Here is a 12,244-nt window from a genome sequence, read left to right on the forward strand (position 1 = left end):
ATCAGAGTTTCAGCAGCTCAGGCCACAGTCGCAGCGTGGTGCGGGAAATACTTTGCAGCTTTTCAAGGCTTGCGCCTTCGCGCGCGCTGATCGACATCCCCTGCAGGACGCAGCTTAAGAACTGCGTCAGCTCCTCAGGGTTACAGTGCGCCGGGATCTCGCCGCGCGCCTGGCGCTGGCGTAAAAAGGCGCCCAGCGTCTCTTCCTGCATGGCGTGGCGCGATTTCACGGTATTGGCGATCTCTTTCGAAGAGGCCGCCAGCGTCGCCGAGGTGTTAATCATGAAACAGCCCGCAGGCGTGTCTTTACTGGTAAAGCAGGCCGAGATGGCCGCGAAGTAATCCTGCAACGCCTGCTCAACGCTTTTCTCTTCGCAAAACAGCTGCGCTTCGTGTTTAGCCGCAAAGCGCGTGATATAGCGATCCAGCACGGCGCGAAACAGGCCTTCTTTGTTGGTGAATTCTGCGTACAGCGTCGGGGCTTTTGCGCCTGTCGCTTCGACCAGGTCGGAGAGCGAAGTCGCTTCATACCCATGCTGCCAGAAGAGTGTCATGGCCTTATCGAGCGCCGCATCCCTGTCGAACACTTTCGGTCGGCCACGGCTTTTTTTTGCGCAACTCGTGACGTCGGTTGTCATTTGCCGTTGTACCTTTGTTGGTTTATTGAATGATCATTATAAAAATAATAGCCAGCGGCGACCAGCACTCATTTCACAAAAATAAATTAATCATATGGGTATGAAAAATAAGAGGTTTAAAATTAATTTAATGATCGTTATAAAATCATGTTGACGTGTGACCTGGATCACATCTATCATTTACCTATCGATCGTTAAGTAAATAACTAACGACCTCCCAAATTCATCTGTTAAAGGCTAAAAATCATGAAAACCATCAACACCCTGATCGCTGCTGCTGTACTGAGTTCCCTGTCATTCGCCAGCTTCGCCGCTGTCGAAGTGCAATCCACCCCTGCTGACCAGCAGAAAGTCGGCACCATCTCTGCCAACGCCGGGACTAACCTGGGTTCACTGGAAGACCAGTTAGCGCAGAAAGCTGAACAGATGGGCGCGAAATCATTCCGCATCACTTCAGTCACCGGTCCGAACACCCTGCACGGGACTGCGGTGATCTACAAATAAGCATGGCTTAACCCTCATTAATGCCACTGCAATAAAAAAGGCCCTGCTGAAAAGCAGGGCCTTTTTGTTTCTGGCGATCTTACATCGTTTGCTGAGTCACCTCGTGATGCGGCGTGACATCCACTGGCATGCCCGAGCGCACGTCCATCGCTTTTTCCATCACCGCGCTGTCCGCGCGCGCTTTAAAGGTTTGCATCGCGGCGTTGAGCGTTATCGGCAGCGTCTGCGGGTCGTCGCCGATGTTCTTCGACAGCGGCTGATGCACTTCGACCAGACGTTTCCCGCCCGGCTCGTCAGAGACTTTAATCGGCGTATTAATAATATTGACCTTGGTACCCGGCGTGATCACGCGGAACAGGGTCTCGATGTCGCCATCGCGCAGACGGATACAGCCTGAGCTGACGCGCATCCCGATACCAAAGTCGGCGTTGGTGCCATGCAGCAAATAGACGCCACCGTAGGCGGCGAGGCGAATCGCGTGATGGCCCATCGGGTTATCCGGGCCTGCCGGAACCACGGCGGGCAGATCAATGCCCTGGGCTTTATAGCGCGCACGAATGTTGGCCGTTGGCGTCCAGGTTGGGTTGGCGCGTTTATCCGAGACGGTGGTGACCATCGTCGGGGTCAGGGTATCGCCACCCAACTGACCGATGCCGATCGGGTAAACCGTCACCTCGTTTTTCCCGGGCGGGTAATAGTAGAGGCGCAGTTCGGCGAGGTTAATCACCAGACCTTCGCGCGGCGCATCCGGGAGCAGGGTTTGTAGCGGGATGGTCAGCACGCTGCCGGCGCGCGGCACGTAAGGATCGACGCCAGGGTTGGCCTGCAATAATGCCAGGAAGCCGACGTTGTATTTTTTGGCGATCGCCTCCAGCGAACCGCCGTCATTTTCCACCACGTGGAAGCGGTTCTCGCCCACCAGACGGCTCCCGGCAGGGGGCAGCGGCCAGGTGTTGGCGCGCGCGGGCAGGGCGATCGCGACGGTTGCCGCAAGGGCAATCAAGGTTATCCAGCGAGTAAAACGCACAGTCATCATCACTAAATCCAGAGTAAAAACAGGGTTATTGTTATTCAAAACGTTAATGGATGATTATGGCGAAGGGGCGTGTCGGGAAATCAGGAGAAGTGCAAAGAGTTTGTAAATTAATCGGCCGGGCGGAGATTGCCGCCCGGCCAGAGGGTTACGCGGCCGCGTTCTCTTCGAGCTGGCGCATAAAGTTACGCACCCACTCCATCCGCGTTTTGCGATCGCTCAGCTCCTGCATGAATTTCAGGCGCGTCGGGCCGTCGAGGCGGAAATGCTGCGGCTGTTTCTGCAAGAGACCGATGAGCCACATCGGGTCGACGTGGTTTTTCTCCGCGAACTCAATCACACCGCCTTTCTCGTTGCCTTCCAGCTTGCGAATACCCAGCTTCTGCGCCAGCTGGCGCAGTCGGGCGATATCCAGCAGGTTACGCGCCGCATCTGGCAGTAGACCAAAGCGGTCAATCAGCTCGACTTTGATCTCCTCGAGTTCAGCCTCGTTTTTGGCGCTGGCGATGCGTTTGTAGAACGACAGGCGCGTGTTCACGTCCGGGATAAAATCATCCGGCAGCAGGGACGGCATGCGCAGCTCCACTTCCGTTTGCTGGCTGGTAAGATCTTCCAGCGACGGCTCGCGCCCCTCTTTCAGGGCGTCGACAGCGTTTTCCAGCAGCTCCATGTACAGCGAGAAGCCGATGGTCTCCATCGATCCGCTCTGATCTTCTCCGAGCAGCTCGCCCGCGCCGCGGATCTCCAGGTCGTGCGTCGCCAGCGCGAAACCGGCCCCCAGATCTTCCAGCGAAGCGATCGCTTCCAGACGTTTTTGCGCGTCGGTAGTCATCGCTTTCGGATGCGGTGTCAGCAGCCAGGCGTAGGCCTGGTGGTGCGAACGCCCGACGCGACCGCGCAGCTGGTGAAGCTGCGCCAGACCGAAGTGATCGGCCCGCTCGATGATGATGGTGTTCGCCGTTGGAATGTCGATCCCGGTTTCGATGATGGTGGTACAGACCAGCACGTTAAAACGCTGGTGGTGGAAATCGTTCATCACCCGCTCCAGCTCGCGCTCGCGCATCTGGCCGTGGCCGATGGCAATGCGCGCTTCCGGCACCAGCTCCGCCAGTTTATCCGCCGCTTTCTGGATGTTTTCCACGTCGTTGTAGAGGTAGTACACCTGGCCGCCACGCAGCACTTCACGCAGGATCGCCTCGCGCACCACCAGGCTGTCGTACTCGCGCACGAAGGTTTTTACCGCCAGACGACGGGCCGGTGGGGTGGCAATGATCGACAGATCGCGCATCCCGCTCATCGCCATATTCAGGGTTCGTGGGATCGGCGTCGCGGTGAGCGTCAGGATATCCACATCCGCGCGCATCGCTTTGATGCGCTCTTTGTGGCGCACGCCGAAGCGGTGCTCCTCATCGACAATCAGCAGGCCCAAATCTTTCCACTTCACGTCGCTTTGCAGCAGCTTGTGGGTGCCGATCAGAATGTCGATTTTGCCTTCGCTGGCCTGCTCCAGAATTTGCGTCTGCTCTTTGGCGCTGCGAAAACGCGACAGCATCTCGATGCGCACCGGCCAGTTGGCGAAGCGGTCGCGGAAGTTGTCGTAGTGCTGCTGGGCCAGCAGGGTTGTCGGCACCAGCACGGCGACCTGTTTGTTGTTCTCGACGGCGAGGAAAGTCGCGCGCATCGCCACTTCGGTTTTGCCGAAGCCAACGTCGCCGCACACCAGACGGTCCATCGCCAGCGGCTGGCACATATCGCTGAGTACGGCGTTAATTGCCTGAGCCTGATCCGGCGTGGTTTCAAACGGGAAGCTGTCGCAGAACAGCTGATACTGCTCTTTGTCGTGCTTAAAGGCGAAGCCGGATTTCGCCGCGCGCTGGGCGTAAATATCCAGAAGCTCAGCGGCCACATCGCGGACTTTCTCGGCGGCTTTCTGCCGCGCGCGCGTCCAGGCGTCGCTGCCGAGTTTGTGCAGTGGGGCACTCTCTTCGGCGCCACCGGCGTAGCGGCTGATGAGATGCAGAGAGGAGACCGGCACGTAGAGTTTGGCGTCACCGAGATAGGTGATCATCAGGTACTCCGCGGTGATCCCGCCTGCTTCGAGGGTGGTCATGCCCGCGTAACGCCCGACGCCGTGCTCCAGATGGACAATCGGCTGGCCGACGTGCAGCTCGGCCAGGTTGCGGATCAGCGTGTCCGGGTTGATGGTGCGGCGGCTGTCCTGACGACGGCGCGCCACGCGCTCGCCGAGCAGATCGCTTTCGCAAATCAGCGCCCGGTTGTTCAGGGTATCGATAAAACCGTGCTCGGCGGAGCCGATCATCAGATAGCGCCCGCTGTCGGCGGCTTCGTCGAGACGCAAAATGCGTTTTGGCGAGACTTTGATGCGCGCCAGCAGTTCGCCCAGCGCTTCACGGCGGCCTTCGCTCTCGACCGAGAAAATCACCGGCCCGGTGAAGTGTTCGAGGAACTTGCGCAGATTATCCAGCGGCGCTTTTTGCTGCGCCTGAACGGAGAGATCCGGCAGGGTGGTAAACGCCAGGTTGGTGTTAGCGGCTTTGTCCGCCAGGCTTTCCGTTTTGAGCTGCACGCGCGGCCATTTTTTCAGCTCGGAAAACAGCTCGTCGGTGCGCAGCCACAGCTGCTCAGGTGGCAGCAATGGGCGCATGGGATCGACGCCACGGTTTTCAAAACGGGCGCGGGTTTCACTTTCAAAACGGGTGGCGCTGGCGTCGAGATCGCCGGTATTGACGATCAGCGTTTTCGCCGGGAAATAGCTGAACAGCGCCGGGAGCGGCTCGCTAAAGAACAGCGGCTGCCAGTATTCGATCCCGGCGGGCAGGGTGCCTTTGCTCACCTGCTGATAGATATGTTCGGCGTCGCGCTTCACATCGAACTTATCGCGCCACTGGCTGCGGAACAGTTCGATGGCGGTCTTGTCCGTCGGGAATTCGTGGGCCGGCAGCAGGTTTATCGCCTCGACCTCTTCCAGCGTGCGCTGGGTGTCCGGGTCGAAGACGCGCAGGCTGTCGATTTCATCATCAAAGAAATCCAGACGATAGGGCTGATCGCTGCCCATCGGATAGAGATCTAATAGCGCGCCGCGCGTGGCGTACTCCCCATGTTCCATTACCTGATCGACGTGGCGATATCCCGCGCTGTCGAGCTGCGCGCGCAGGGCATCGCGCGACAGGCGCTGGCCTTTTTTCATCACCAGCGCATGACCGTGCAGGTAGCTGTGCGGGCAGACGCGCTGCATCAGAGTGTTGACCGGCACGATCAATACGCCGCGCTGCATCGACGGCAGCTGATAAAGCGTGGAGAGACGCGAGGAGATGATCTCCTGATGCGGGGAAAAACTGTCGTACGGCAGCGTTTCCCAGTCAGCCAGGCTAAACACCAGGCTGTCGGTAAACTGGCGGATCTCGTCGTGCAGACGGAGCGCGTTTTGCATATCGGGGGCAACGAGCACCACTGGCCCCGCGTGGCGCTCAGCGATCTCTGCCACCAGCGTGGCGCAGGCTGCGCCCGTCAGTTCGCCTAGCTGGCGCTGGTCGCCCGCTTTGTTGGGCAGGGAATAACGGTATTGTTCAGGCATGGCTTTGTCAGAGTCTCTTATGAGTTTTGGGACATATCACTGATACGCAATGCCATTATTATCCTTGATCGTTTTGCATTAGCAAACCGGAACCGCACAGAGGGTAAATTCGCCCCCGGATGAGGGCGAGAAGAGAGGTTAGCGCGTGGCCTGAGCCGGGGCGAGACGGGCGGGAGGCGCAAAGAACACGTCGCCAAACAGGGCGCTGGAGACTTTCCGTGCGCCGAGGCCAAACAGCGTACACACCAGCAGACTGATAAACGGATAGACCAGAATCAGGCTCAGTTCTGCCCACACCGGCCAGGTCCCGGCGTTGAGTTGACCGATCAGGAACAGGCTAAACAGTTCGATTAAAATGCGATGAGTGGTGTAAATCGCAATGGTGTTCGAGCCGACGACGTTCAGCAGATTGTTCGGATGCACGGCGTAGCGCTGCTCGATGCTGTAAAAGAGTTTCATAATAAGCAGTATCGACAGAAGCGACAGCAGCAGGGGAACGTTGGCAAACCACAGCACCACCGAGACCGCGCCAAATGCCACAACCGGCAGCCAGGTGCGGCGCATCGTCATCCCTTTCATCCACTCCATCAGCTGCGCACCGAACCAGGCCCCGAGGCTGTAGTAGATCATATTACGCACCACGCTGTTCATCCCCCACCACGGCAGCGGCAGGAAGTTAATCGCCACGCTTGCGAGGGCCAGTAATACGAGCACCGGCAGTTTCCAGCGGCTGAGCACTTTGCACAGGGTGAAATAGACAATCAGGGCGTAGAGATACCAGAGGCTGGTGCTGGCGGTGAGCATGGCGCGCATAAACTCGCCGATCGAACCGGCATACGCGGCATTAGAGGAAGTGGCTAATTCGCGCTCCGGCGCGAGCCAGGCGTTAATGTGGCTCAGAGCCAGCCACTGCAACACGCCCCACAGGGCCAGCACCCAGACAATGCTCCAGATCCGCTTATCGACACTGACACGCCAGCCCACGTCGTCAATGTAGCGGCGGATCAGATAGCCAGAAATAAAGAAAAACACCGGCATCCGGAACGGCGCGAGATAGAGATTAAAGTAGACCCAGCATTTGGCGAGCAGACCGGATAGCGGGTGTTGCAGCCCGTTCAGGTGAGGATAAAAGGTGATCACCGAGTGGTAAATCACCACCAGGCAGATGCACAGCCCCTTTATCTGATTAATCCATAATGCTTTTTGTTTCATCGGTCTTTGAACCCTGTTTTGCCATAAAAGAAGCCGTTAATCCTGGGCTAAGGGGCCAGAGATGTAATGGGTAAGAGTCTGTATCAGGACGATTTTCAGAAAAGGTGGAGAAGGGCGCGTCTCGCGGGAAAGTCGATTCGTGAAGTAGCGTGATGATTTCTCTGACTTTTTCGCCAAAATCATTACCAAAGCTTACGGTTTCAGTCATTTACGCTTAACGGATTCGCTTATATACTCGTGGGTCTGCTATCAGCAACCAGACGGATTTCATGTATCAACCTGTCGCACTCTTCATAGGCTTACGCTACATGCGTGGGCGCGCCGCGGACCGCTTCGGTCGCTTTGTCTCCTGGCTTTCCACTATTGGCATTACGCTTGGCGTGATGGCGCTGGTGACGGTTCTGTCCGTGATGAATGGCTTCGAGCGCGAGCTGCAAAACAACATCCTGGGGCTAATGCCTCAGGCGGTTCTCTCTTCTTCTCAGGGGTCGATCAACCCGCAACAGCTGCCGGAAAATGCCGTGAAGTTACAGGGCGTGAGCCGCATTGCGCCGCTGACTACCGGTGATGTGGTGCTGCAAAGCGCGCGCAGCGTGTCGGTCGGGGTGATGCTCGGTATCGATCCGGCGCAAAAAGATCCCCTTACGCCGTATCTGGTTAACGTCAAACAGACCGATCTCGAAGCTGGCAAATACAACGTCATTCTCGGCGAACAACTCGCCAGCCAGCTGGGCGTCAATCGCGGCGATCAGCTGCGCGTGATGGTGCCCTCGGCCAGCCAGTTCACGCCGATGGGGCGCCTGCCGAGTCAGCGTCTGTTCAACGTGATCGGCACCTTCGCCGCCAACAGCGAAGTCGATGGCTATCAGATGCTGGTCAATATTCAGGACGCCTCCCGCCTGATGCGCTATCCGCTGGGGAACATCAGCGGCTGGCGTCTGTGGCTCAACGAGCCGCTGAAAGTGGACGTCCTGAGCGAACAAAAACTGCCTGAAGGCACCAAATGGACCGACTGGCGCGAGCGTAAAGGCGAGCTGTTCCAGGCCGTGCGCATGGAAAAGAACATGATGGGCCTGCTGCTGAGCCTGATCGTCGCCGTGGCCGCGTTTAACATCATCACGTCGCTGGGCCTGATGGTAATGGAGAAGCAGGGCGAAGTGGCGATCCTGCAAACCCAGGGGCTGACGCCGCGCCAAATCATGGCGGTGTTTATGGTTCAGGGGGCGAGCGCCGGGATTATCGGTGCGCTGCTCGGGGCCGTGCTGGGGGCATTGCTTGCCAGCCAGCTGAATAATTTAATGCCGGTTATCGGTATTCTGCTCGACGGTGCCGCGCTGCCGGTGGCGATCGAGCCGCTGCAGGTCGTCACTATTGCGCTGGTCGCAATGGCGATTGCGCTGCTCTCTACGCTTTATCCTTCCTGGCGCGCTGCCGCCACCCAACCCGCTGAGGCTTTACGTTATGAATAAGATCCTGTTGCAATGCGACAACCTGTCCAAACGCTATCAGGAAGGCACCGTGCAGACCGATGTCCTGCATGAGGTCAGTTTCAGCGTGGGCGAAGGCGAAATGATGGCGATTGTCGGCAGCTCCGGCTCGGGCAAAAGTACCTTGCTGCATCTGCTGGGCGGGCTGGATACGCCAACTTCCGGGGATGTGATTTTCTCCGGCCAGCCGATGAGCAAAATGTCGTCGACCGCGAAAGCGGATCTGCGCAACCAGTCGCTGGGCTTTATCTATCAGTTCCACCATCTGCTGCCCGATTTCACCGCGCTGGAAAACGTCGCCATGCCGCTGCTGATCGGCAAAAAGAAACCGGCAGAGATCAACACCCGCGCGAGCGATATGCTGAAAGCCGTTGGGCTCGGTCATCGCGCGAATCATCGCCCGTCGGAACTCTCCGGCGGCGAACGTCAGCGCGTAGCGATTGCCCGCGCGCTGGTGAACAACCCGCGTCTGGTGCTGGCCGATGAACCGACCGGTAACCTCGATGCGCGCAACGCAGACAGTATTTTTGAGCTGCTCGGTGAACTCAACGCCTCTCAGGGAACCGCGTTCCTGGTGGTGACCCACGATCTGCAGCTGGCGCGTCGTATGAGCCGTCAGCTGGAGATGCGCGACGGTCGTCTGACGGCGGAACTGACCCTGATGGGAGCCGAGTAATGGCTTCATCGTTATCCTTACTGATCGGTATGCGCTTTAGCCGTGGCCGCCGTCGCGGCGGCATGGTGTCGCTGATTTCGGTGATCTCCACCGTCGGTATCGCGCTGGGCGTAGCGGTGCTGATTGTCGGCCTGAGCGCGATGAACGGCTTCGAGCGTGAGCTGAATAACCGCATTCTGGCAGTGGTTCCGCATGGCGAAATCGAAGCGGTGAGTCAGCCGTGGACCAACTGGAAAGAGGCGCTCACCCACGTCGAGAAAGTGCCGGGCATTGCCGCCGCCGCGCCGTACATTAACTTTACCGGGCTGGTGGAGAGCGGTGCCAATCTGCGCGCCATCCAGGTGAAAGGCGTCAATCCGCAGCAGGAAGCACGTTTGAGCGCGCTGCCACAGTTTGTGCAGAACAACGCGTGGGCGAACTTTAAAGCCGGTGAGCAGCAGATTATTATCGGCAAAGGTGTCGCCGATGCGCTGAAGGTGAAGCAGGGCGACTGGGTATCCATCATGATCCCCAACGCCAGCGCCGATCATAAGCTCCAGCAGCCGAAGCGCGTGCGTCTGCACGTGACCGGTATTTTGCAGCTGAGCGGTCAGCTCGATCACAGCTTTGCGATGGTCCCGCTGGACGATGCGCGCCAGTACCTGGATATGGGCGACAGCGTCACGGGCATTGCCATCAAGGTGAACGACGTCTTTAACGCCAACAAACTGGTGCGTGACGCGGGCGGTGTGACCAACAGCTACGTCTACATCAAAAGCTGGATCGGCACCTACGGCTATATGTACCGCGATATCCAGATGATCCGCGCCATTATGTATCTGGCGATGGTGCTGGTGATCGGCGTGGCCTGTTTTAACATCGTCTCGACGCTGGTGATGGCCGTCAAAGACAAGAGCAGCGACATTGCCGTGCTGCGCACCCTGGGCGCGAAAGACGGTCTTATTCGCGCCATCTTCGTCTGGTACGGTCTGCTGGCGGGGCTGTTCGGCAGCCTGTGCGGCGTGGTGATTGGTGTGGTGGTTTCCCTGCAGCTGACGCCGATTATCAACGGAATTGAAAAGCTGATTGGGCATCAATTCCTGTCGGGTGATATCTATTTTATTGACTTCCTGCCGTCTGAATTGCACTGGCTGGACGTTATTTATGTGCTGATTACAGCACTTTTACTGAGTCTGCTGGCAAGCTGGTATCCGGCGCGTCGCGCAAGCCGAATTGATCCGGCGAGGGTACTAAGTGGCCAGTAATTACGTCATGATTTGAGCGGCATGCTGTGCCGCCAAATCAGAAAGAGGAATGCGTTATGTATTATGGATTTGATATTGGCGGCACCAAAATTGCGCTCGGCGTCTTTGATGAACAGCTCAAACTGCAGTGGGAAACCCGCGTTCCCACGCCGCGCGACAGCTACGACGAATTTTTAAACGCGGTCGCCGCCCTGGTGACCGAAGCCGATACCCGTTTCGGCGTGAAAGGCTCCGTGGGGATTGGCATTCCGGGGATGCCGGAAACGGACGACGGCACGCTGTACGCGGCCAACGTCCCCGCCGCCAGCGGCAAACCGCTGCGCGCCGATCTCTCTGCACGCCTTGACCGCGACGTGCGCCTCGATAACGATGCCAACTGTTTTGCCCTCTCCGAAGCCTGGGACGACGAGTTCCGTCAATATCCTTTAGTCATGGGGCTGATCCTCGGCACCGGCGTCGGCGGCGGGATCATCATTGACGGCAAGCCGATTACCGGGCGCAGCTACATCACCGGCGAGTTCGGCCATATTCGCCTGCCGGTCGATGCACTCGAGGTGGTCGGACGTGATTTTCCCCTGACGCGCTGCGGCTGCGGACAGCACGGCTGTATTGAGAATTATCTTTCCGGTCGCGGGTTTGCATGGCTTTACGAACACTTCTATCATCAGAAACGTGAGGCCCCGGAAATCATCACCTTGTGGGAGCAGGGCGATGAACAGGCTCGCGAACACGTTGAACGCTATCTTGATCTGCTGGCGGTGTGTCTGGGCAATATTCTGACCATCGTCGATCCCGATTTACTGGTGATCGGTGGCGGGTTATCCAACTTCTCGGCGATCACCGAGCACCTGTCCGGGCGACTGCCCCGACATCTGCTGCCGGTCGCCCGCGTACCGCGTATCGAACGTGCGCGCCATGGGGATGCCGGAGGCATGCGCGGTGCGGCATTCCTTCATCTCACCCGCTAGTTATACGAGGTTTTTATGCTGTCGCGTCGGTTAGGTCGACTGAGCCGTTTTCGCAAAACTAAACGCCGCCTGCGTGAGCGCTTGCGCCAGCGGATCTTTTTCAGAGACAGGGTGATGCCAGAAGGTATGGAAAAGCCAAGAGTGGTGGTGCTGACGGGGGCGGGGATATCAGCAGAGTCCGGAATTCGCACCTTCCGCGCCACTGACGGACTGTGGGAAGAGCACCGCGTGGAAGACGTGGCAACGCCGGAAGGTTTTGCCCGTAATCCTCAGCTGGTGCAGACGTTTTACAACGACCGCCGCCGACAGCTTCAGTCGCCGGAGATTGCGCCCAATGCGGCGCATCTGGCGCTGGCGAAGCTCGAAGAGGCCCTGGGCGACCGCTTTCTGCTGGTGACGCAGAACATCGACAACCTGCACGAGCGCGCCGGGAACCACAACATTATCCATATGCACGGCGAGTTGCTGAAAGTGCGCTGCGCGTGGAGCGGGCAGGTGCTGGACTGGACGGGTGATATCACCCCGGACGATAAGTGTCACTGCTGCCAGTTTCCGTCACCCCTGCGTCCACACGTGGTGTGGTTCGGCGAAATGCCGCTGGGGATGGATGAGATCTACAGTGCGCTGGCGATGGCCGATGTGTTTATCGCGATTGGCACCTCCGGGCATGTCTATCCGGCGGCGGGTTTTGTCCACGAGGCGCGGCTGCATGGGGCGCATACGGTGGAGCTGAATCTGGAGCCGAGCCAGGTCGGCAGCGAGTTTGAAGAGAAACAGTATGGTCTGGCGAGTGAAGTGGTGCCGGATTTTGTCGAGAAGCTGTTGAAGGGATTATAAGACCGCTTTCTCGCTCTTGTAGGCCCGGTAAGCGCAGCGCCACCGGGCATT

11 protein-coding genes are annotated in these 12,244 nt (G+C 58.3%); 6 read left to right on the top strand and 5 right to left on the bottom strand.

All coding sequences use genetic code 11. The features are described 5' to 3' along the window. Window position 1: 1 nt before the first annotated feature. On the bottom strand, window positions 2–637 hold the full coding sequence (comR, locus tag U9O48_RS08910; protein ID WP_282494932.1) for a TetR family copper-responsive transcriptional repressor ComR: 636 nt from the start codon (window positions 635–637) through the stop codon (window positions 2–4). 246 nt (window positions 638–883) lie between these two features. On the opposite strand from comR, the gene bhsA reads away from it, so the two are divergent. Beyond that, on the top strand, window positions 884–1,141 hold the full coding sequence (gene bhsA / locus U9O48_RS08915; RefSeq protein WP_282494933.1) for a multiple stress resistance protein BhsA: 258 nt from the start codon (window positions 884–886) through the stop codon (window positions 1,139–1,141). A gap of 79 nt (window positions 1,142–1,220) precedes the next feature. On the opposite strand, the gene ldtC is transcribed toward bhsA, so the two are convergent. The 4 genes from ldtC to U9O48_RS08935 all read right to left on the bottom strand — a co-directional run bounded on the left by ldtC (window position 1,221) and on the right by U9O48_RS08935 (window position 7,189). Then, window positions 1,221–2,180, bottom strand: coding sequence for a L,D-transpeptidase LdtC (gene ldtC / locus U9O48_RS08920; protein WP_324724109.1), 960 nt, complete (start codon window positions 2,178–2,180; stop codon window positions 1,221–1,223). A gap of 142 nt (window positions 2,181–2,322) precedes the next feature. Next, window positions 2,323–5,769, bottom strand: a complete 3,447-nt coding sequence (gene mfd, locus U9O48_RS08925; RefSeq protein ID WP_324724111.1) for a transcription-repair coupling factor — start codon at window positions 5,767–5,769, stop codon at window positions 2,323–2,325. 138 nt (window positions 5,770–5,907) lie between these two features. Continuing rightward, a complete protein-coding gene (locus U9O48_RS08930) occupies window positions 5,908–6,981 on the bottom strand; it encodes an acyltransferase family protein (RefSeq protein WP_324724112.1) in 1,074 nt (357 codons plus the stop codon). Next, complete coding sequence (locus U9O48_RS08935; protein WP_324724113.1) at window positions 6,956–7,189, bottom strand: hypothetical protein; 234 nt, start codon at window positions 7,187–7,189, stop codon at window positions 6,956–6,958. Before U9O48_RS08935 ends, U9O48_RS08930 begins: the two co-directional genes overlap by 26 nt. A 61-nt stretch (window positions 7,190–7,250) precedes the next feature. Here U9O48_RS08935 and lolC point away from each other — a divergent pair, with 61 nt between their 5' ends. The 5 genes from lolC to cobB are packed head-to-tail and all read left to right on the top strand — an operon-like array spanning window position 7,251 to window position 12,193. After that, window positions 7,251–8,450, top strand: a complete 1,200-nt coding sequence (gene lolC, locus U9O48_RS08940; RefSeq protein ID WP_324724114.1) for a lipoprotein-releasing ABC transporter permease subunit LolC — start codon at window positions 7,251–7,253, stop codon at window positions 8,448–8,450. Beyond that, the gene (gene lolD / locus U9O48_RS08945) at window positions 8,443–9,144 is read left to right on the top strand and encodes a lipoprotein-releasing ABC transporter ATP-binding protein LolD (protein ID WP_282494939.1); all 702 of its coding nucleotides are present in this window, start codon (window positions 8,443–8,445) and stop codon (window positions 9,142–9,144) included. The genes lolC and lolD overlap by 8 nt, the downstream gene beginning before the upstream one ends. Beyond that, window positions 9,144–10,388 carry a lipoprotein-releasing ABC transporter permease subunit LolE gene (gene lolE, locus U9O48_RS08950; protein WP_324724116.1) on the top strand — a complete coding sequence of 415 codons (1,245 nt, stop codon included), beginning with the start codon at window positions 9,144–9,146 and terminating at the stop codon, window positions 10,386–10,388. The genes lolD and lolE overlap by 1 nt, the downstream gene beginning before the upstream one ends. A 56-nt stretch (window positions 10,389–10,444) precedes the next feature. Beyond that, complete coding sequence (nagK, locus tag U9O48_RS08955) at window positions 10,445–11,356, top strand: N-acetylglucosamine kinase (protein ID WP_324724118.1); 912 nt, start codon at window positions 10,445–10,447, stop codon at window positions 11,354–11,356. A 15-nt stretch (window positions 11,357–11,371) separates the two neighbouring features. Beyond that, entirely contained in the window at window positions 11,372–12,193 is an 822-nt protein-coding gene (gene cobB, locus U9O48_RS08960; protein WP_282494942.1) for a Sir2 family NAD+-dependent deacetylase, read from the top strand. Window positions 12,194–12,244 lie beyond the last annotated feature (51 nt).

Origin of the sequence: Lelliottia sp. JS-SCA-14 (assembly GCF_035593345.1) — a bacterium.
Classification (GTDB): Bacteria; Pseudomonadota; Gammaproteobacteria; order Enterobacterales; family Enterobacteriaceae; genus Enterobacter; species Enterobacter wanjuensis.

What these genes read in the sequence shown, in the direction of transcription:
- lolD (WP_282494939.1), top strand. Translation starts at nt 8,443, where the DNA reads ATGAATAAGATCCTGTTGCAATGCGACAACCTGTCCAAACGCTATCAG.
- U9O48_RS08935 (WP_324724113.1), bottom strand. Translation starts at nt 7,189, where the DNA reads ATGACTGAAACCGTAAGCTTTGGTAATGATTTTGGCGAAAAAGTCAGA.
- lolC (WP_324724114.1), top strand. Translation starts at nt 7,251, where the DNA reads ATGTATCAACCTGTCGCACTCTTCATAGGCTTACGCTACATGCGTGGG.
- bhsA (WP_282494933.1), top strand. Translation starts at nt 884, where the DNA reads ATGAAAACCATCAACACCCTGATCGCTGCTGCTGTACTGAGTTCCCTG.
- nagK (WP_324724118.1), top strand. Translation starts at nt 10,445, where the DNA reads ATGTATTATGGATTTGATATTGGCGGCACCAAAATTGCGCTCGGCGTC.
- cobB (WP_282494942.1), top strand. Translation starts at nt 11,372, where the DNA reads ATGCTGTCGCGTCGGTTAGGTCGACTGAGCCGTTTTCGCAAAACTAAA.
- mfd (WP_324724111.1), bottom strand. Translation starts at nt 5,769, where the DNA reads ATGCCTGAACAATACCGTTATTCCCTGCCCAACAAAGCGGGCGACCAG.
- lolE (WP_324724116.1), top strand. Translation starts at nt 9,144, where the DNA reads ATGGCTTCATCGTTATCCTTACTGATCGGTATGCGCTTTAGCCGTGGC.
- U9O48_RS08930 (WP_324724112.1), bottom strand. Translation starts at nt 6,981, where the DNA reads ATGAAACAAAAAGCATTATGGATTAATCAGATAAAGGGGCTGTGCATC.
- comR (WP_282494932.1), bottom strand. Translation starts at nt 637, where the DNA reads ATGACAACCGACGTCACGAGTTGCGCAAAAAAAAGCCGTGGCCGACCG.